The organism is Kitasatospora paranensis (genome assembly GCF_039544005.1).
In the GTDB taxonomy this organism is placed as follows: Bacteria; Actinomycetota; Actinomycetes; order Streptomycetales; family Streptomycetaceae; genus Kitasatospora; species Kitasatospora paranensis.
The window spans coordinates 5,444,547-5,465,379 of the sequence record NZ_BAABKV010000001.1 but is presented as its reverse complement, the minus strand read 5'-3'; the positions used below and the strand labels follow the sequence as shown (position 1 = coordinate 5,465,379).

The window sequence follows — 20,833 nt, the reverse complement described above, 5'->3', positions numbered from 1 at the left end:
CCGGGCGACACCGTGTCAGGCCGTTTGCAGCCAGGCGCCGATGGCCTCCAGGTCGGCGTCGGTGAGGCCGCGGGCCGGGTCGACGCGGTGCAGCAGGGCCGGCCCGGGGTGGTGGGCGGCGACGTGGACGCGGTCGGCGGCGGAGATCTCGTCGTCGACCCAGGCGAAGGGCCGCCCGGCCGCCCGGTCGACGATGGGCCGGGTCTTCCAGTGCAGGCGGGCTCCGCGGGCCGGGTCGGCTCCGGGCCCGTCGTCGTCCGGCCCGTCGTCCTCGGGCTCGTCCAGGACGGGCAGCGCCGGCAGGCCGAGCCGCGGCGCCACGCACAGGTTGGCGTCCTCCCCCAGGTGGTGGCCCAGAGCAGGGTGCAGGGCAGCGCTGCCAGTCGCGGTCCGAGGGCGGGGTCGATCCGGTCCAGCAGCGGATTCGTCCCGGCGCCCGGCAGGCCGGGCGGGGCGGGGTACAGCGGGCGGCCGCCGGGCAGCTGCGGCGGTGTCGGCCCGAAGGGGATGAGCGGTCCGTCGACGTCGAGGAAGAGCAGCGGGAGCCGGTCGTGGGCGGTCATCCGGGCACGGTAGCGGCTCTTCGGGTGGACGCGGAGGCCGTGGACGCGGCAGCCCCTCGACTCTGACTAAGCGCTTGCTTAGACTCGGGCGGAGCCCTGTGCCGCATCGGCGCGGCACGGCCCGCCCGCCAGGAGGCCGCCATGCCCGGAACCAACCGCCAGATCCGACTCGCCGCCCGGCCGGTGGGCGAGGTCAAGCCCGAGGACTGGGAGCACGCCGAGGCCCCGGCCGCCGAGCCGGGCGAGGGCGAGTTCGCCGGCCGCACCCGCTTCGTCTCGCTCGACCCGGCCATGCGCGGCTGGCTGGACGACCGGCCCTCCTACCTGCCGCCGGTCGGGCTCGGCGAGGTCATGCGGGCCGGGTCGGTCGTCGAGGTCACCGCCTCGAACCACCCCCGCTACCAGGTCGGCGACCTCGTGGTGGGCACCTTCGGGGTGCAGGAGCAGGTCGTCTCCGACGGGCGCGGCACCGTCCGGATCGACGCCTCGGTCGCCCCGCCCTCCACCTACCTGGGCGCCCTCGGCATGCCCGGCATGACCGCCTACTTCGGCCTGCTGGAGGTCGGCGCGCTCAAGGAGGGCGAGACGGTCGTGGTCTCCGGCGCCGCGGGCGCCGTCGGCAGCCTGGTCGGGCAGATCGCCAAGGTGAAGGGCTGCCGGGTGGTCGGCATCGCCGGCGGGCCCGAGAAGTGCGCCCTGCTCACGGACGAGCTGGGCTTCGACGCCGCGATCGACTACCGCTCCGAGGACGTCCGCAAGGCACTGCGCACGCACTGCCCGGACGGCATCGACGTCTACTTCGACAACGTCGGCGGCGACATCCTGGACGCCGCGCTGGCCCGGCTGGCCATGCACGCCCGGGTGGTGATCTGCGGCGCCATCAGCCAGTACAACGCCGAGTCCAAGGTCACCGGCCCGTCCAACTACCTGTCGCTGCTGGTGCGCCGGGCCCGGATGGAGGGCTTCGTGGTCTTCGACTACGCCGCCCGCTACAAGGCCGCGGCCGCCGAGATGGCGGGCTGGATCGCGGACGGCCGGATCACCGTCAAGGAGCACGTCGTCCGGGGCACCGTCGACGACTTCCCTGCCACCCTGCAGATGCTGTTCCGCGGCGAGAACGTCGGCAAGCTCGTCCTGGAACTGGTGTGAGCACCCCGCCGCCGCGCGACTGGGCGTCCTTCCAGTACGAGATCTACCTCAACGGCATGACCGGCGCCGTCCCCCGGCTGCCGGCCGACCTGACCCGGCTGGAGCAGCTGGCCGAGCAGCGGCTCGGGCCCGGCCCGGTCGGGTACGTCGCGGGCAGCGCCGGCAACGGCAGCACCGAGCGGGCCAACCGGGCCGCCCTCGACGCGCACCGGATCGTGCCCCGGATGCTGCGCGACGTCTCCTCCCGGGACCTGCGCACCGAGCTGTTCGGCCGGAACCTGCCGGCGCCGCTGGCGCTGGCCCCGGTCGGGGTGCTGTCGATCATGCATCCGGACGCCGAGCCGGCCGCGGCCCGCGCCGCCGCCGGCGAGGGCGTGCCGTTCGTGCTGTCCTCGGCGTCCAGCACCCCGATGGAGCAGGTCGCCGAGGCGATGGGCGACGGCGAACGGTGGTTCCAGCTCTACTGGGCCAAGGACCGGGAGGTCACCCGGTCGTTCCTGACCCGGGCGAAGGCGTCCGGGTTCACCGCGCTGTTCGTCACCCTGGACACCCCGCTGCTGGCCTGGCGGCCGCGCGACCTCGACCAGGCGTACCTGCCGTTCCTGCACGGCGTCGGCACGGCGAACTACTTCACCGACCCGGCCTTCCTGGCCGGGCTGGCCAAGCCCGTCCACGAGGACCCGAACGCCGCGGTACTGCACTTCGTGGGCATGTTCGCCGACCCCGGCAAGACCTGGCCGGACCTCGCCTTCCTGCGCGAGAACTGGGACGGCCCGATCGTGCTGAAGGGGATCCTGCACCCGGACGACGCCCGGCTCGCCGCCGAGGCGGGCATGGACGGCGTGGTGGTCTCCAACCACGGCGGCCGTCAGGTGAACGGTTCGATCGGCGCCGCCGAGGCGCTGCCCGCGGTGGCCGCCGCGGTCGGCGACCGGCTCACCGTCCTGTTCGACAGCGGGATCCGCACCGGCGACGACGTGTTCAAGGCCCTGGCGCTCGGCGCCGACGCCGTCCTGCTCGGCCGCCCGTACGCCTACGGGCTGGGCCTGGACGGGCAGGCCGGGGTGACCCACGTGATCCGGTCGCTGCTCGCCGAGTTCGACCTCACCCTGGCGCTCTCCGGCCACCGCACCCCGGGCGCCCTGGACGCGTCCGCGCTGGCCGGCTGAGCCCCCGGGGCCTGCCGGACCGGCCCCGGCCCGGACGCGCCGGAGGGGCGCGGTGACCCGCGCCCCTCCGGTACCGCCGGGCGGCCGCCGCTCAGCGCAGCAGGCCCGCGTCCATCCCCGCCGACTCGGCCGGCAGCGCCACCAGCCCCAGCTCGGCCGGGGAGGCCAGCAGCCGGTGCGCGGGCAGCACCCGGACGGTGTAGCCGAACGGGCCCGTCCGGGAGAGCTCCAGCGAGCCCTCGTAGCGGTGCCGCCCGGTCAGGTCCGGGCCGCCGGAGGGCTTGAGGGCCAGCACCGCGGCGTCCGAGATGCCGTCGGCCTCGTCCACCCGCCCCGCGACCACCTGCACCTCCACGTCGGCCGGCTCCAGCGCGCCGAGCGAGACCTGCACCCGCAGCTCCAGCGCACTGCCGAGCTCCTGCGCGTCGCCGGGGGCGTCGGCCTCGACGTGCTCGACCCGTACCGCGGGCCACGAGGCGCCGACCCGGGCCTTCCACTGGGCCAGTTCACGGGCCCCCGCATGGCCCGCCCCGCCGGGCTCGGGCGCCGCCAGCTCGCGCTGGGCGGTGGCCGCCGGGGCGTACAGCCGCTCGACGTACTCGCGGACCATCCGGCCGGCCAGCACCTTCGGGCCGAGGGTGACCAGGGTGTGCCGGACCATGGCGATCCAGGCGTGCGGCAGGCCGTCGGCGCCCCGGTCGTAGAACCGGCCGGCGACCTGGTGCTCGATCAGGTCGTACAGCGCGGCGGCCTCCAGGTCGTCGCGCCGCTCGGCCTCGGGGCTGTCCGGGTCGAGCCGCTCGGGGCCCGAGCCGTCGGCGGTGGGGATCGCCCAGCCGTTGCGGCCGTCGTACCACTCGTCCCACCAGCCGTCCAGGATGGACAGGTTGAGGCAGCCGTTGAGAGCGGCCTTCATCCCGGAGGTGCCACAGGCCTCCAGCGGGCGCAGCGGGTTGTTCAGCCAGACGTCGCACCCCGGGTACAGGTGCTTGGCCATCGCCATGTCGTAGTCCGGCAGGAAGACGATCCGGTGCCGGACGGCCGGGTCGTCGGCGAACGCGACGAGCTGCTGGATCAGCCGCTTGCCGCCGTCGTCGGCCGGGTGCGCCTTGCCGGCCACCACGATCTGCACCGGCCGCTCGGGGTGCAGCAGCAGGGCGCGCAGCCGGGCCTTGTCCCGCAGCATCAGGGTGAGCCGCTTGTACGAGGGCACCCGGCGGGCGAAGCCGATGGTCAGGACGTCCGGGTCGAGCACGGAGGAGACCCACCCGAGCTCGGCCTCGCCGGCGCCGCGCTGGCGCCAGGAGGCGTGCACGCGCCGCCTGGCCTCCTCGGCGAGCTGGGCCCGCAGGGCCCGGCGCAGCTCCCAGATCTCCTCGTCGCCGATCCCCTCCAGCCCCGTCCAGCGCTTCTCCTCGCCGGTGGTGATGGCGGCCTCGGCGGTCTCGTTGCCGAGCAGCGCGGCCCCGAGCCGGACGACCGCGGGGTCGATCCAGGTGGGGGCGTGGACGCCGTTGGTGATCGAGGTGATCGGCACCTCGGCGGCGTCGAAGCCCGGCCACAGGCCGTTGAACATCGACCGGCTGACCTCGCCGTGCAGGGTCGAGACGCCGTTGGCGCGCTGGGCGAGCCGCAGGCCCATGGCGGCCATGTTGAACAGCTTGGGGTCGCCGCCGTGCCAGCTCTCGGCGCCGAGCGCGAGCACCCGGTCGGCCGGGACGCCGGGCAGCGCGGCGTCGCCGCTGAAGTGGCGGGCGACCAGGTCCCGGTCGAAGCGGTCGATGCCCGCCGCGACGGGGGTGTGCGTGGTGAACACCGTTCCGGCCCGGACGGCCTCCAGCGCGGCGGCGAAGTCCAGCCCCTGACCACCCTGTTCGGCCGGGGCGACCAGCTCGCGGATCCGCTCGACCCCGAGGAAGCCGGCGTGGCCCTCGTTGGTGTGGAAGACCTCCGGCGGCCGGTGGCCGGTGAGCCGGCAGTAGGTGCGCACGGCGCGCACACCGCCGACCCCGAGCAGCATCTCCTGGAGCAGCCGGTGCTCGCTGCCGCCGCCGTACAGGCGGTCGGTGACGTCGCGGTCGGCCGGCGTGTTGGCCTCGATGTCGGAGTCGAGCAGCAGCAGCGGGACGCGGCCGACCTGGGCCTTCCAGATCTGGGCGCCCAGGGTGCGGCCGGCCGGGAGGGCCAGGTCGATCCGGCAGGGGGTGCCGTCGTTCTCGCGGAGCAGGCTGACGGCCAGTTCGTCCGGGTCCAGGAGCGGGTAGCGCTCCTGTTGCCAGCCGTCCCGGTCGAGCGACTGCCGGAAGTAGCCGTGCCGGTAGAAGAGGCCGACGCCGATGATCGGCACACCCAGGTCGCTGGCGGCCTTGAGATGGTCGCCGGCGAGGATGCCGAGGCCGCCGGAGTACTGCGGCAGGGCCGCGGCGATGCCGTACTCGGGCGAGAAGTAGGCGATCGCCTCGGGCAGCGGGCCGGTGCCGTCGCCCAGGGGTGGCGCGGACTGGTACCAGCGCGGGCCGGCGAGGTAGTCGCGCAGGTCGTCGTGGAGGTCGCCGAGACGGCGCAGGAAGCGGCGGTCGCCGGCGAGCGCCGCGAGCCGGGTGGCCGGAACCTCGCCGAGCAGCCGGACGGGATCCTCGCCGACCGCCGCCCAGACCTCCGGGTCGACGGAGCGGAACAGCTCCCTCGTCTCGGGATGCCAGGACCAGCGGAGGTTCAGCGCGAGCTCGTGCAGCGGCTGGAGTTGTTCGGGCAGGACGGTGCGGACGGTGAATCTGCGGATTGCCTTCACGTCGTGAAGCCTAGAGCCTGCCGGGCCCGCGAATGCGCGTCAACTGTCGTATTGCGCACCCGTTCGGACCATTGATGAGATCGCAATCGGCGCAGTGTCGCGAGCCGGGGGCGCATACGGCGCACACTGTGGGAAAGGCGTGCTCCTGGCGCGTGAATTCCCCGCTACGGCTGCGTTTCCACTGGCTGATATGCCTCTGCATACCGTCCGAAATCGCTCGATTACCCGCCCGTAGGTCTTGCCCGTGATGCGAGGATGCAGAAAGGTCGTTGGCGCGGCAGGGAGTGCGAGCCGGATGTCGCCCCCTGCTGTTCCATGTCCGGAACATGCCCCCGTTGACGAACCCTCACCTCATGTAGCCCATTCGGCCGCTACCGCTGCCCGTCGGCGTGTCCTCCTGCCTCGCCCGATCGTTTTTCGGGTGGGTCGGGGCGTTCCGGGGCGCGTCCTGCAGGACGCGCGCCGGGACGCGCGCGTCCTCGCGGGGCGGGCCACGGCGTCGGGCCGGCGGTCGGGTCGCCGGGCTCGTCGGCACGGGCAGCCTTCCGGTCGGACGTCCTGACCCACCCACACCTCCCCCGGTACTCCGCCGCCACCGCACCGGCCGGCGGAAGCTGCCGCCGATCTCGGGCAGGAGTTTGGCATGCACGGCGACACACGGGACCAGTCCACATCCCTGGCGGAGCAACCCGGCACGGCGTCGAACGCGTCGAATGCGGAGCCGCCGCTACCGGCCCCGCGCGCCGCCCGCGCCACCCCGGCCCGCCGCACCGCCGCCACCGGCGACGCGCCGGCCGCGAAGCGGACCACCGCCAGGAAGACCACCGCCAAGAAGACCACCGCACGCAAGAGCACCAGCCGCAAGAGCACAGAGAGCGACACCGTGATCGGCCGCATCCCCGTCCTGGACGTCAGCCCGCTCGTCGACTCCGGGCGCCGCCCGGCCAAGGCGGTGGAGGGTGAGAGCTTCCCGGTGACCGCCACCGTGTTCCGCGAGGGCCACGACGCCGTCAACGCCAACGTGGTGCTGCGCGACCCGCGGGGCCGCAGCGGCCCGTGGACGCCGATGCGCGAGCTGGAACCGGGCAGTGACCGCTGGGGGCGCAGGTCACCCCCACCGCGCCCGGACGCTGGTCGTACCTGGTGGAGGCGTGGAGCGACCCGGTCGCCACCTGGCGCCGGACGGCCGCGGTGAAGCTCCCGGCCGGGATCGACACCGCCCTCGTCCTGGAGGAGGGCGCCCAGCTCCTGGAGCGGGCGGCCACCGGGGTGCCGAAGAAGGACGGCCGGGCCCACGTGCTCGCCGCGGTCGACGCGCTGCGCGACGGCGGCCTGCCCCGCTCAGCCGCTACGCGGCGGCGCTGGCGCCCGAGGTCCTGGCGCTGCTGGACCGCTTCCCGCTGCGCGAGCTGGTCAGCGCCTCCCGCCCGCTGCCGTTGCAGGTGGATCGTCGGCGGGCGTTGTACGGGGCGTGGTACGAGTTCTTCCCGCGTTCGGAGGGTGCGGTGGTGGACCCGTCCGGGGTGCAGCCGCCGGTGTCGGGGACGCTGCGGACGGCGGCGCTGCGGCTGCCGGCGGTGGCGGCGATGGGCTTCGACGTGGTGTACCTGCCGCCGGTGCACCCGATCGGGCGGGCGCACCGCAAGGGGCCGGACAACACGCTGACGGCCGGTCCGCACGACGTGGGCTCGCCGTGGGCGATCGGCTCGCCGGAGGGCGGCCACGACGCGGTCCACCCGGACCTGGGCACGATCGAGGACTTCGACCACTTCGTGGCCGAGGCCGCCGGGCTGAACCTGGAGGTCGCGCTCGACTTCGCGCTGCAGTGCTCGCCGGACCACCCGTGGGTGAACAAGCACCCGGAGTGGTTCAGCCACCGCGCGGACGGCACCATCGCCTACGCGGAGAACCCCCGAAGAAGTACCAGGACATCCACCCGATCAACTTCGACCAGGACTTCGAGGGCCTGGTCAAGGAGACGGTGCGGATCCTGCGGTTCTGGATGGGCCACGGGGTGCGGATCTTCCGGGTCGACAACCCGCACACCAAGCCGGTGGTGTTCTGGGAGAAGGTCCTCGGCGACATCGCCCGCACCGACCCGGACGTGGTGTTCCTGGCGGAGGCGTTCACCCGGCCCGCGATGATGCACACCCTGGGGAAGATCGGCTTCCACCAGTCGTACACCTACTTCACCTGGCGCACGACCAAGCAGGAGCTGACCGAGTACCTGACCGAGCTGACCGGGGACGCGGCGGCCTGGATGCGGCCGAACTTCTTCGCGAACACCCCGGACATCCTGCACGGCTACCTGCAGCACGGCGGCCGGGGCGCGTTCGCGGTCCGCGCGGTGCTGGCCGCCACCCTCGCCCCCAGCTACGGCGTCTACGCCGGCTACGAACTCGCCGAGAACGAGGCCGCGCACCCCGGCTCGGAGGAGTACCTGCACTCCGAGAAGTACGAACTGCGGCCCCGGGACTGGACGCGCAAGGACACCCTCGCCCCGCTGCTGACCGCCCTCAACCGGCTCCGCCGCCGCCACCCGGCCCTCCAGCAACTGCGCGACCTGCAGTTCCACGAGACCGACAACGACCAGGTCATCGCCTACTCCAAGCGCGCCACCACCGACGACGGCATCGAGGACCACGTCATCACCGTCGTCAACCTCGACCCCCACCACACCCAGGAAGCCACCGTCACCCTCGACACGGAGCTGCCCCTGGCGGTGCACGACGAGCTCACCGGGGCCACCTACCACTGGGGCCGCCACAACTACGTCCGGCTCGACCCCTCGACCGAGCCGGCCCACCTCCTCACCGTCCGGAGGCACCCATAGCGCCTCCGGCGGTCGGGGGCGGCCGCACCGACCGGCCTCCCCCACCCGGACCGCGTCGCCGTCGGCCGCCGGTGCTCCGTACCGGCCACCCTCTCCGCCCTGCCGGACTCGGCTCTCTCCCGGCTCCTCCTCCCACCTTCCGAATGCCGGAGGCTCTCAGTGACAGTCAACGAGCCCGTTCCCGACACCTTCGCCGAGACGCCCGCACGGGACCGGGATCCCGAATGGTTCAAACGCGCGGTCTTCTACGAGGTCCTGGTCCGCTCCTTCCAGGACAGCAACGGCGACGGTGTGGGGGACCTCAAGGGGCTCACCTCGAAGCTCGACTACCTCCAGTGGCTGGGGGTGGACTGCCTCTGGCTGCCGCCGTTCTTCGCCTCCCCGCTCCGGGACGGCGGGTACGACGTCTCCGACTACAAGTCGGTGCTGCCGGAGTTCGGCGACCTCGCCGACTTCGTGGAGTTCGTCGACGCCGCACACCTGCGCGGCATGCGGGTGATCATCGACTTCGTGGTCAACCACACCAGCGACCAGCACCCGTGGTTCCAGGCCTCCCGGAACGACCCCGAGGGGCCGTACGGCGACTTCTACATGTGGGCCGACGACGACAAGCAGTACCCGGACGCCCGGATCATCTTCGTCGACACCGAGAGCTCCAACTGGACGTACGACCCGGTGCGCAAGCAGTACTTCTGGCACCGGTTCTTCTCCCACCAGCCGGACCTCAACTTCGACAACCCGCGGGTGCACGAGGAGGTCATCGCGGCCCTCCGCTTCTGGCTGGACCTCGGCATCGACGGCTTCCGGCTGGACGCCGTGCCGTACCTGTACGCGCGCGAGGGCACCAACTGCGAGAACCTGCCGGAGACCCACGAGTTCCTCCGCAAGCTCCGCAAGGAGATCGACGCCGACTACCCGGACACCGTGCTGCTGGCCGAGGCCAACCAGTGGCCCGAGGACGTGGTCGACTACTTCGGCGACTTCGCCTCCGGCGGCGACGAGTGCCACATGGCGTTCCACTTCCCGGTGATGCCGCGGATCTTCATGGCGGTGCGGCGGGAGTCGCGCTACCCGGTCTCGGAGATCCTGGCGAAGACCCCGGAGATCCCCGGCGGCTGCCAGTGGGGCATCTTCCTGCGCAACCACGACGAGCTGACCCTGGAGATGGTCACCGACGAGGAGCGCGACTACATGTACGCGGAGTACGCGAAGGACCCGCGGATGCGGGCCAACGTGGGCATCCGCCGCCGGCTCGCACCGCTGCTGGAGAACGACCGCAACCAGATCGAGCTCTTCACGGCCCTGCTGCTCTCGCTGCCCGGCTCACCGGTGCTGTACTACGGCGACGAGATCGGCATGGGCGACAACATCTGGCTCGGCGACCGGGACGGCGTGCGCACGCCGATGCAGTGGACGCCGGACCGCAACGCGGGTTTCTCCTCCGCCGACCCGGGCAGGCTCAGTCTGCCGCCCATCATGGATCCGGTGTACGGCTATCAGGTGACCAACGTCGAAGCGCAGCAAAGCAGTTCGAGCTCGCTGCTGCACTGGACGCGTCGCATGATCGAGATCCGCAAGCTCAACCCGGCGTTCGGCCTCGGCAGCTACACCGAACTGCCCTCCAGCAACCCCGCGGTGCTGGCCTTCGTGCGCGAGTACGAGGGAGACCTGGTCATGTGCGTGAACAACTTCTCGCGGTTCGCGCAGCCGACCGAACTTGACCTGCGGAGGTACGGGGGCGGTACCCCGTCGAGCTGATCGGCGGCGTCCGCTTCCCGTCCATCGGGGAGTGGCCCTACCTGCTCACCCTCGCCGGGCACGGCTTCTACTGGTTCCAGCTCAGGAAGCCCGGAATCAAGTAGCGGCGCCCGTCCCGGTCCGAAGTAACGATCCACCACCAGGTCTCCGGGCCAGCAGCCCTCCGGGGCGCGGGAATCACCGCCTGCGCCCCGGAGGGTCTTCGCACCACCGCGTACGGAGAACAGCCCAACGGCCACCCACACGAAGGCGTGACACCCGAGCCCCGCTCGCGTGCCTCCGCCGCCGCGCCGCCGAAATCCGGAAGACTGCAGGCCCGGTCACGACCCGTCGGGCAGCCGGCCCACCTTCCGGGGAAAGGGAGTCATGTCCGAAACCTCCCGTTCTCAAGCCCACGCGCACCGCGACCTACCCGAGGGCGCCCCCGGGCCCCTCGGGACGCGCGGAACCGCGGGCCGGAGAACCACTGCGGGGGTCAGCGAGCTCGTGGGCGCCGCCCTGCCGCTGATCGCCCACTGGCTCCCCACCCAGCGCTGGTACGCCGGCAAGGGGCGGGCCATCACCGGCCTCACCCCCGTGGTCGGCACGCCGCTGCAGGTCGGCGACCCGACCCTGCTGCACCTGCTGCTGCGGGTCGAGCACGGGACCGGCCCGGCCGCCCAGGACGACATCTACCAGCTGCTGCTCGGCATCCGCTCGCAGGAGCCGTCCGGCATCGGTCCCGCCGCCGTCCTCGGCCGGCTCGCCGGCGGCGGCCCGCACGACGGCGCCGTCCTCTACGACGCGGTGCACGACCCGGAGCTCACCGGGCGGCTGCTGGAGCACCTGGCCACCGGCGACCGCTTCGGCGCGCTCTCCTTCCGCCGCACGCCCGGGCCCGGGCTGCCCGGCAACCTGCCCGGCCGGGCCTCCACGGCCGAGCAGTCCAACAGCTCGGTGATCTACGGGACGTCCTTCATCCTGAAGCTGTTCCGCCGGATCTCCCCCGGCACCAATCCGGACCTCGAACTCTCGCTCGCCCTCTCGCGGGCCGGCTCCACCCGGATCCCCCGGGTCGCCGCCTGGTTCGAATCCCGGCTGGAGCGATCGGAACCGGCCACACTCGGCCTGCTCCAGCGCTACCTGCCGGACGCCGAGGACGGCTGGGAGCTCGCCCTGGACCAGGTCGCCCGGCTCAAGGGCGACCCGACCCCCGGCAACTTCGCCATCGAGGCGCACCGGCTCGGCCGGGCCACCGCCGAGGTGCACCGGGTGCTGGCCCGCTCGATGCCGACCGCCCGGCTCGACCGCCCCGAGATCGACCGGCTGGCCGGCGCCATGGCGGACCGGCTCGACTCCGCGGTCGCCGCCGTCCCCGGCCTGCTGCGCTACCGCTCCGCGCTGCGCGGGGCGTTCCAGCAGCTCACCGCCGACCACCTGGAGGGGCTGCCCGTCCAGCGGATCCACGGCGACCTGCACCTCGGCCAGGCGATGCGCACCCCGCACGGCTGGGTGCTGCTCGACTTCGAGGGCGAGCCGGCCAAGCCGCTGGCCGAGCGGCGGCTGCCGCAGCCCGCGCTGCGGGACGTCGCCGCGATGCTCCGCTCCTTCGACTACGCCGCCGCCCACCTCCTCGCCGGCGCGCCCGGCCCCGATCCCGAGCTCGCCCACCTGGCCGCCGCCTGGGCGGCCCGCAACCGGGCCGCGTACTGCGCCGGCTACACCGCCGGCGGAGGCATGGACCCGGCGGGCGCGCCCGAACTGCTGCGCGCGCTGGAGATCGACAAGGCGGTGTACGAGGTCGTCTACGAGGCCCGCCACCGTCCGAGCTGGCTGCCGATCCCGCTGGCGGCCATCAATCGCCTGGCCCTGACCGTCTGACGACCCGCAACCGCAGGAGGACCCGACGTGACCCCGCTCGGCCCCAAGCCCGACCGCTCCACCCCGGCTCTGCCCGCCACCTTCCGGCCGGGCGCGCCGGCCTCCGGCGCCAAGGGCCGGGGGCCCGGCGGCGCGAGCCCGCGGCGCCACCGCGGGCCGAGCAGTCACCGTCCGCCTCGCTGCGGCTGCCGGAGGCACCGCTGCCGCCGGCCGAGGTCGACCGGCTGGTCTCGGGCGAGCACCACGACCCGCACGGCCTGCTCGGCGCGCACGCGGTGCTGGAGGGCACCGCGATCCGGGTGCTGCGGCCGTTCGCGGAGCGGGTCGTGGTGGAGACGGAGTTCGGCCCTGCCGAGCTGACCCACCAGCAGTCCGGTCTGTTCACCGGTCTGCTGGCGGGCCGCGCGTTCCCGCCCTACCGGCTGAAGGTCACCTACCCGGGCGGTGAGCCGCTGGAGCAGGAGGACGGGTACCGGGTGGCGCCGACGCTGGGGGAGCTGGATCTGCATCTGATCGCGGAGGGCCGGCACGAGCAGTTGTGGCGGGTGCTGGGTTCGCACCTGCGGGAGGTGGAGGGGATCGCGGGGGTGTCGTTCGCGGTCTGGGCGCCGAACGCGGCCGGCGTGCGGCTGGTCGGCGACTTCAACCACTGGGACGGCACCGGCCACCCGATGCGCTCCCTCGGCTCCTCCGGCATCTGGGAGCTCTTCGTGCCCGCCCTGCAGGCCGGCGCCGTCTACAAGTACGAGATCCGCTCCCGGCACGGCGACGTCCGCCAGAAGGCCGACCCGCTCGCCCGCGCCGCCCAGTGCCCGCCCGACACCGCCTCCCTGGTCACCGCCTCCACCCACACCTGGAACGACCGGGACTGGATGGAGCGCCGCACCCGCGCCCCCCACCACCGCGCCCCGATGTCCGTCTACGAACTCCACCTCGCCTCCTGGCGCCCCGACCTCACCACCTACCGGCAGATCGCCGACGTCCTGCCCGGCTACCTCACCGCCCTCGGCTTCACCCACGTCGAGTTCATGCCCGTCATGGAACACCCCTTCGGCGGATCCTGGGGCTACCAGGTCTCCGGCTTCTACGCCCCCACCGCCCGCCTCGGCACCCCCGACGACTTCCGCCACCTCGTCGACACCCTCCACCAGGCCGGCATCGGCGTCATCGTCGACTGGGTCCCCGCCCACTTCCCCAAGGACGACTTCGCCCTCGCCCGCTTCGACGGCGAACCCCTCTACGAACCCGCCGACCCACTGCGCGCCGAGCACCCCGACTGGGGCACCCTGGAGTTCGACTACGGCCGCACCGAGGTCCGCAACTTCCTCGTCGCCAACGCCGTCTACTGGTGCGAGGAGTTCCACGTCGACGGCCTGCGGGTCGACGCCGTCGCCTCGATGCTCTACCTCGACTACTCCCGCGAGGGCGGGGCGTGGTCGCCCAACGCGTTCGGCGGCCGGGAGAACCTCGACGCGGCCTCCTTCCTTCAGGAGATGAACGCAACGGTCTACCGGCGCTGCCCCGGGGTGGTCACCATCGCCGAGGAGTCGACCGCCTGGGACGGCGTGACCCGCCCGACCGACAGCGGCGGCCTCGGCTTCGGGCTGAAGTGGAACATGGGCTGGATGCACGACTCGCTGGTCTACATGTCCAAGGAGCCGGTGCACCGCAAGTACCACCACAACGACATCACGTTCTCGATGGTCTACGCCTACTCCGAGAACTACGTGCTGCCGATCTCGCACGACGAGGTGGTGCACGGCAAGCAGTCCCTGGTCTCCAAGATGCCCGGCGACTGGTGGCAGCAGCGCGCGAACCACCGCGCCTACCTGGGCTTCATGTGGGCCCACCCCGGCAAGCAACTCCTCTTCATGGGCCAGGAGTTCGCCCAGGGCGCCGAATGGGACCACGAGCAGGGCCCGCAGTGGTGGGTGCTCGACGAGGGGTGGCCGGCCGCCGCCGACCACCGCGGCGTCCAGCAGCTCGTCGGCGACCTCAACGCCGTCTACCGCACCACCCCCGCCCTCTGGGAGCAGGACACCACCCCCGACGGCTTCCGCTGGCTCGACGGCGGCGCCGCCGACGACAACCTGCTCTCCTTCGTCCGGTACGCCGCCGACGGCACGCCACTGGTCGCGATCTGCAACTTCTCCCCGGTCGTCCGGCACGGCCACCGGGTCGGCCTGCCCCGACTGGCGGGCGCCGACCAGCTCTGGGAGGAGGCCCTCAACACCGACGCCGAGGCCTACGGCGGCGGGGGCATCAGCAACTCCCGTCCGATCAAGGCCGAGGGCACCCCGCACAACGGGCAGCCCGGCAGCGCCGAGGTGATCGTGCCGCCGCTCGCGACGCTCTGGCTGCGCCCGGCCTGACGCCGCCGCACCGCGTACGACGAGGGGGCCGCCCGCAGGCCGGGCGGCCCCCTCGGGCGTGCCCGGGCCGGGGCCCGACTCCCCCGGGTGGGAACACCTGTGCCCAGGTAGGGTCGGCAGTGAATACTGCCTGGACGACGGGACGGAGTGACCCACGTGGCGCGCAGCGTGTACGTGACCGGGATCGACCGGGGGACGGCCGGCAGGCCGTCGAGCTCGGGGTCATGGAACTGCTCACCCGCCAGGTCGACTCCGTCGGGGTGTTCCGCCCGCTGGTTCACGCGCAGGCCCCCGGCGAGCCGGGCTCGGACCACGTCGTCGAACTGCTGCGGGCCCGCTACCGCCTCGACCTGCCGGCCCCGGCGACGTACGGCATGACGTACGAGGAGGCCGCCGCGCTGCAGGCCGCGCAGGGCCAGGACGAACTGGTCTCCACCCTGGTGGACCGGTTCCGCGCGGTGGAGCGCCGCTGCCAGGCCGTGCTGGTGCTGGGCACCGACTTCGCCGACACCAACATCCCGGACGAGCTGGCCTTCAACGCCCGGCTCGCGAACGAGTTCGGGGCCTGGGTGCTGCCGGTGGTCGGCGGCCAGGGCGGCGACGCGCCGGCGGTGGCCGCCGAGGTGCTGAGCGCCCACCGGGCCTACACCGACCTCGGCTGCTCGACGCTGGCCCTGATCGCCAACCGGGTGGCCCCCGCCGTGAAGCAGCCGGTGCAGCGGGCGCTGGCCGCGAAGCTGCCCGTCCCGGCGTACGTGCTGCCCGAGGAGCCGGCGCTGTCCGCGCCGACGGTGGCGCAGCTGGTCGAGGCGACCGGCGCGGAGGTGCTGCTGGGCGACGCGGCGGGCCTGGCCCGGGACGTGCGCTCGTTCGTCTTCGGCGGCGCGATGCTGCCGACCTTCCTGACCGCGCTGACCGAGGGCGCGCTGGTGGTGACCCCGGGCGACCGGGCGGACCTGGTGATCGGGGCGCTGGCCGCGCACGCGGCCGGCGCGCCGCCGATCGCGGGGGTGCTGCTGACGCTCGGGCAGCACCCCGGGCCGAACGTGATGGCGCTGGCCGCCCGGCTCGCCCCGGGCACCCCGGTCGCGGTGGTGCCGGAGGGCAGCTGGCCGACGGCGGCGGCGCTCACCCACCTGGAGGGACGGATCGGCCCGGAGAGTCGGCGGAAGGCCGAGATCGCCCTCGGCCTGTTCGAACTCCACGTGGACACGGCCGAGTTGACCAAGCGGATCGAGCTGGTGCGGTCCGAGCGGGTGACCCCGATGATGTTCGAGCACGAGCTGCTGGAGCGGGCCCGGGCCGACCGGCGGCACATCGTGCTGCCGGAGGGCTCCGAGGAGCGGGTGCTGCGCGCCGCGGAGGTGCTGCTGCGTCGCAACATCTGCGACCTGACCCTCCTCGGCGAGCCCGGGGCGGTGCTGCGCAGGGCGGCGTCGCTGGGCCTCGAACTGCCGCAGCCCGCGGAGGACGCCGCGGACCGCGTCCGACTGCGGATCGTCGACCCGGCGACCAGCCCGCTGCGGGAGCGCTTCGCCGCGCTGTACGCCGAGCTGCGCGCGCACAAGGGCATGACCGTGGAGCGGGCGCTGGACGTGGTCACCGACGTCTCGTACTTCGGGACGCTGATGGTCCAGGAGGGCATCGCCGACGGCATGGTCTCCGGGGCGGTGCACTCCACGGCGGCGACGATCCGGCCGGCCTTCGAGGTGATCAGGACCTCCCCGGGGGCCTCGATCGTCTCCTCGGTGTTCTTCATGTGCCTGGCGGACCGGGTGCTGGTCTACGGCGACTGCGCGGTGAACCCGGATCCGGACGCCCGGCAGCTGGCCGACATCGCCATCCAGTCCGCGGCGACGGCCGCCCAGTTCGGTGTGGAGCCGCGGGTCGCGATGCTCAGCTACTCCACCGGCACCTCGGGCTCCGGAGTGGACGTGGACAAGGTCCGGCAGGCGACCGAGATCGTCCGGCAGGAGCGCCCGGACATCCTGGTCGAGGGGCCGATCCAGTACGACGCGGCGGTGGACGCCCGGGTCGCGGCCACCAAGCTGCCGGGCTCGGCGGTGGCCGGCCGGGCCACCGTGCTGATCTTCCCGGACCTCAACACCGGCAACAACACCTACAAGGCGGTGCAGCGCTCGGCCGGGGCGGTGGCCGTCGGCCCGGTGCTCCAGGGGCTGCGCAAGCCCGTCAACGACCTGTCCCGCGGCGCCCTGGTCGAGGACATCGTGAACACCGTGGCGATCACCGCCGTCCAGTCGCAGCGCGCCCTCGAAGGAGCCGGGAAGTGACCGAAGGGACCCTCGTCCTCGTCCTCAATGCGGGATCGTCCTCCGTCAAGTACCAGCTGATCGACATGCTGGACGGTTCGCGGGCCGCGGCCGGCCTGGTCGAGCGGATCGGCGAGCCGGCCGGCCGGCTGGTGCACACCGCGGCGGACGGTGCCGAGCGGGAGCTGCTCGGGGCCTTCCCGGACCACACGGCGGCCCTGGACGCGGTCGCCGCCGAGCTGGCCGCGGACGGGCTGGGCCTGGACTCGCCGCGGCTGGCCGCGATCGGCCACCGGGTGGTGCACGGCGGGCGGCGGTTCACCGCGCCGACGGTGGTCACCGACGAGGTCCTCGCCGAGGTCCGGCGGCTGATCCCGGTCGCCCCGCTGCACAACCCGGCCAACATCACCGGCATCGAGGTCGCGCGGCGGCTGCGCCCGGACCTTCCGCAGGTCGCCGTCTTCGACACCGCCTTCCACACCACCGTGCCGGAGCACGCGGCCCGGTACGCGATCGACCGCGCGGTGGCCGACGAGCACCGGGTGCGGCGCTACGGCTTCCACGGCACCTCGCACCGGTACGTGTCGCGGGCGACGGCCCGGCTGCTGGGGCGCGACCCGGCCGAGCTGAACGTGATCGTGCTGCACCTCGGCAACGGGGCCTCGGCCTCCGCGGTGGCCGGCGGCGTCTGCGTGGAGACCTCGATGGGGCTGACCCCGCTGGAGGGCCTGGTGATGGGCACCCGGTCGGGCGACGTCGACCCCGGGCTGGTCTTCCACCTGCACCGGGTGGGCGGGCTGACGGTCGATGAGATCGACGACCTGCTGAACCGCCGCAGCGGCCTGCTGGGCCTGTGCGGCGACAACGACATGCGGGAGATCCTGCGCCGGGCCGGGGAGGGCGACCAGGCCGCGCAGCTGGCCTTCGACGCCTACGTGCACCGGCTGCGCAAGTACATCGGGGCGTACTACGCGGTGCTCGGCCGGGTGGACGCGATCGCCTTCACGGCCGGGGTCGGCGAGAACGCGGCGCCCGTCCGGGCGGCGGCCTGTGCGGGGCTGGAGGCGCTGGGCATCGAGATCGACGCGGAGCTGAACTCCGTGCGTTCCCGGGAGGCCCGGGTGGTGTCGCCCGCGTACGCGCGGGTCGCGGTCGCGGTGGTGCCGACCGACGAGGAGCTGGAGATCGCGCAGCAGGCCTTCGCCCTGGTGCGCGGCGACACGTGAGATGACACCCCGTCAGCGTCCCAGTCCGTGGGATGGTTCGTTGGCGATTCCTAACGGTACGAGCGGAATGCAGCGATAACACGAACGGATAGACTGACGGATATGCGCCGAGCGAAAATTGTCTGCACCCTGGGTCCGGCGACGGACTCCTACGAACAGCTGAAGGCCATTGTCGAGGCGGGTATGAACGTCGCCCGACTGAACATGAGCCACGGCTCCCACGCGGAGCACGAGGAGCGGTACCGCAAGGTCCGCCAGGTGTCCGAGGACACCGGCCGCACCATCGGTGTACTGGCCGACCTCCAGGGCCCGAAGATCCGGCTGGCCACCTTCGCCAACGGACCGGTCACCGTCGACAACGGTGACACCTTCACCATCACCACCGAGGATGTGCCCGGGGACCAGCACATCTGCGGCACCACCTACAAGGGCCTGCCGGGCGACGTGAAGCCCGGCGACCCGATCCTGATCAACGACGGCGTCATCGCCCTGGAGGTCGTCAGCGTCGACGGCCCGCGGGTGAAGACCGTGGTCGTCGAGGGCGGCGTGCTCTCGAACAACAAGGGCATCAACCTGCCCGGCGCGGCCGTGAACGTGCCCGCGCTCTCCGAGAAGGACAAGGACGACCTGCGGTTCGCCCTGGAGCTGGGCGTCGACATGGTCGCGCTGTCCTTCGTCCGCAACGCCGCGGACATCGACGACGTGCACAAGGTCATGGACGAGGTCGGCATCCGCGTGCCGGTCATCGCCAAGATCGAGAAGCCGCAGGCCGTCGAGGCGATGGAGGAGATCGTCCTCGCCTTCGACGCGATCATGGTCGCCCGCGGCGACCTCGCGGTGGAGTACCCGCTGGAGCGGGTGCCGCTGGTGCAGAAGCAGCTGATCACGCTGGCCCGCCGGAACGCCAAGCCGGTCATCGTCGCGACCCAGATGATGGAGTCGATGATCCACGCCTCGCGCCCGACCCGCGCCGAGGTCTCCGACGTCGCCAACGCCATCCTGGACGGCACCGACGCGGTCATGCTGTCCGCCGAGTCCAGCGTCGGCAAGTACCCGGTCGAGACCGTGCGCACCATGAGCCGGATCGCCGAGAAGGCCGAGGAGGAGCTGCTCTCGCAGGGCCTCCAGCCGCTCAACCCGGGCCGCAAGCCGCGCACCCAGGGCGGCTCGATCGCCCGCGCCGCGTGCGAGCTGGGCGACTTCCTGAACGGCAAGGCGCTGGTCGCGTTCACCAAGTCCGGCGACACCGCCCGCCGGCTCTCCCGGTACCGCTCGCCGATCCCGGTGGTCGCGTTCACCCCGGACGCCGCCACCCGCAACCAGCTCTCGCTGAGCTGGGGCGTCGACGCCTACGTCACCGAGCAGGTCGAGACCACCGACGAGATGGTCCACCAGGTCGACCGGGAGCTGCTGCGCCTGGGTGAGCTCGCCGAGGGCGACACCGTGATCGTCACCGCCGGCTCGCCCCCGGCGTCCCCGGCAACACCAACATGGTCCAGGTCCACCACCTGGGCAGCCGCGACAACTGACGTCCGGCGCACCGACGCCCGCGGGGCGGCCCCTCCGAGGAGGGTGCCGCCCCGCGGGCGTCGGTGCACACCGGTGGTGGATCAGTCCTGGTAGGGGGTCTGGTCCTGGTAGAGCTTCATGCCGGGGATCTTCAGCGTGCCGCCGAACTGGCCGGCCTGGACGGCCTTGGCGTTGTCCAGGGTGATGTCCAGCGGGATCGGGACGGCGCCGATCAGGTCCCACAGCCACTTGGGCAGGGTGTCCGGGGTGAGGGTGATCTCGCCCAGGTCGATCGGGATCGGCAGGCCGTAGATCGCCGACAGGTGGCCCGAGAGGCTCTCCACGTACATCGTGATGGGCCCGCTGCGCATGGTCGACGTGGTGCCCGGGCCGCCCTTCACGTGGAAGGTGTTGCCCTTGGTCATGATCGTCGACATGTCGAGGTCGCCGATGTCGACCGAGCTGGTGGTGAACTTCAGCACGCGCTTGGTGCCGGTCGGCGTACGGACGTCGTAGACGCCGTTGAAGACCGAGCCGTGCAGCGCCAGCCGGCTGGAGCGCAGTGTCCAGTTCTGGTCCGGCACGACGTCGCCGGTGGCCGCCTTGGCCTTGACCCCGCGGGTGTCCACCACGCAGTTCGGGCCGGTGGCCGACGCGGAGGGCGTCGGGGTGGCCGAGCCGCTCGGGGCCGGGGCCGCCGTGGACGCGCCGCCGCTCGGGGTGGCGCCGGTGGCGCCGCCGGCCGGAGCGGTGGGGGCGGTCGAGGTGGACGGCGTGGGCTGCGGCGTGGCCGCCCGGCCGGTGGGCGCCGGGGTGGACGCGGCGCCGGCCGTCCGGGACGGGGTCGGGGTGGGCGTCGGGGTGGGGTTCCCCGGGTGCAGGATGCCGTCCAGGATGTCGCCGATGATGCCCTGCGAACCGGCGGCCGTCGTGGGGGTCGCGCTCGGGCTCGCCGGGGCGCTCGTCCCCGTCACGGCCTGCGGGACGGCCGCGGCGGTGCCCGCGGCCTGCTGGTGCGGCAGGACGGGGGTGGGCGTCGCGCTCACCACGGGCTTCTTGCCGGTGGGCTTCCGGGTCGCGGTGGGCGCCTTGGTGGAGGCCGTCGGGGCCGGCACGACCTTGATCTGGCTCTTGGGGACGGGCGTCTCCTGGAGCACGGTGTCGGGCGCGCTGGCACAGGCCTTGCCGGACTGGGTGTCGGCCACGGCGATCGTGTTCGGGGTGTAGGCGGCGCCGACGATCAGTGCGGTCGGCACGGCGGCGATGGCCAGGGCCCGACCGCGGATCCGGCTGCGGAGGCTCGACCGGGGCACCGCGTGGCGGGGCCCGGGAG

The 20,833-nt window shown here is 73.2% G+C and carries 7 protein-coding genes and 5 pseudogenes; 9 read left to right on the top strand and 3 right to left on the bottom strand.

Going from position 1 to position 20,833, the window contains the following annotated elements:
* Positions 1-15 precede the first annotated feature (15 nt).
* A pseudogene (locus ABEB13_RS26225) lies at positions 16-563 on the bottom strand (HAD domain-containing protein).
* 141 nt (positions 564-704) lie between these two features.
* On the opposite strand from ABEB13_RS26225, the gene ABEB13_RS26220 reads away from it, so the two are divergent.
* Together ABEB13_RS26220 and ABEB13_RS26215 are read left to right on the top strand one after the other, a co-directional pair.
* Positions 705-1,712: an NADP-dependent oxidoreductase gene (locus ABEB13_RS26220; protein ID WP_345707443.1), complete on the top strand. Its 1,008-nt coding sequence runs from the start codon at positions 705-707 to the stop codon at positions 1,710-1,712.
* 56 nt (positions 1,713-1,768) lie between these two features.
* Entirely contained in the window at positions 1,769-2,881 is a 1,113-nt protein-coding gene (locus ABEB13_RS26215) for a lactate 2-monooxygenase (RefSeq protein WP_345709831.1), read from the top strand.
* A gap of 91 nt (positions 2,882-2,972) precedes the next feature.
* Here the strand turns inward: ABEB13_RS26215 and glgP are convergent, their stop codons facing one another.
* Positions 2,973-5,672: an alpha-glucan family phosphorylase gene (gene glgP / locus ABEB13_RS26210; protein WP_345707442.1), complete on the bottom strand. Its 2,700-nt coding sequence runs from the start codon at positions 5,670-5,672 to the stop codon at positions 2,973-2,975.
* An 883-nt stretch (positions 5,673-6,555) separates the two neighbouring features.
* On the opposite strand from glgP, the pseudogene ABEB13_RS26205 reads away from it, so the two are divergent.
* The 7 genes and pseudogenes from ABEB13_RS26205 (at position 6,556) to pyk (ending at position 19,520) form a co-directional block, all read left to right on the top strand.
* A pseudogene (locus tag ABEB13_RS26205) lies at positions 6,556-8,505 on the top strand (alpha-1,4-glucan--maltose-1-phosphate maltosyltransferase).
* Between the two features lie 159 nt (positions 8,506-8,664).
* Positions 8,665-10,367, top strand: a pseudogene (gene treS, locus ABEB13_RS26200) (maltose alpha-D-glucosyltransferase).
* A gap of 262 nt (positions 10,368-10,629) precedes the next feature.
* The gene (locus ABEB13_RS26195) at positions 10,630-12,123 is read left to right on the top strand and encodes a maltokinase N-terminal cap-like domain-containing protein (RefSeq protein WP_380233241.1); all 1,494 of its coding nucleotides are present in this window, start codon (positions 10,630-10,632) and stop codon (positions 12,121-12,123) included.
* Positions 12,120-14,495 carry a 1,4-alpha-glucan branching enzyme gene (gene glgB, locus ABEB13_RS26190; RefSeq protein WP_425559972.1) on the top strand — a complete coding sequence of 792 codons (2,376 nt, stop codon included), beginning with the start codon at positions 12,120-12,122 and terminating at the stop codon, positions 14,493-14,495. Before ABEB13_RS26195 ends, glgB begins: the two co-directional genes overlap by 4 nt.
* 156 nt (positions 14,496-14,651) lie before the next feature.
* Positions 14,652-16,786, top strand: a pseudogene (pta, locus tag ABEB13_RS26185) (phosphate acetyltransferase).
* The gene (locus ABEB13_RS26180) at positions 16,783-17,991 is read left to right on the top strand and encodes an acetate kinase (RefSeq protein ID WP_345707440.1); all 1,209 of its coding nucleotides are present in this window, start codon (positions 16,783-16,785) and stop codon (positions 17,989-17,991) included. The pseudogene pta and the gene ABEB13_RS26180 overlap by 4 nt, the downstream one beginning before the upstream one ends.
* 102 nt (positions 17,992-18,093) lie before the next feature.
* Positions 18,094-19,520, top strand: a pseudogene (gene pyk, locus ABEB13_RS26175) (pyruvate kinase).
* An 81-nt stretch (positions 19,521-19,601) separates the two neighbouring features.
* Here the strand turns inward: pyk and ABEB13_RS26170 are convergent.
* On the bottom strand, positions 19,602-20,756 hold the full coding sequence (locus ABEB13_RS26170) for a hypothetical protein (RefSeq protein WP_345707439.1): 1,155 nt from the start codon (positions 20,754-20,756) through the stop codon (positions 19,602-19,604).
* Positions 20,757-20,833: the final 77 nt, after the last annotated feature.

Bases quoted from the DNA above. Each gene is read 5' to 3' on its own strand.
- ABEB13_RS26220 (WP_345707443.1), top strand. From the start codon at position 705: ATGCCCGGAACCAACCGCCAGATCCGACTCGCCGCCCGGCCGGTGGGC.
- ABEB13_RS26215 (WP_345709831.1), top strand. From the start codon at position 1,769: ATGACCGGCGCCGTCCCCCGGCTGCCGGCCGACCTGACCCGGCTGGAG.
- ABEB13_RS26195 (WP_380233241.1), top strand. From the start codon at position 10,630: ATGTCCGAAACCTCCCGTTCTCAAGCCCACGCGCACCGCGACCTACCC.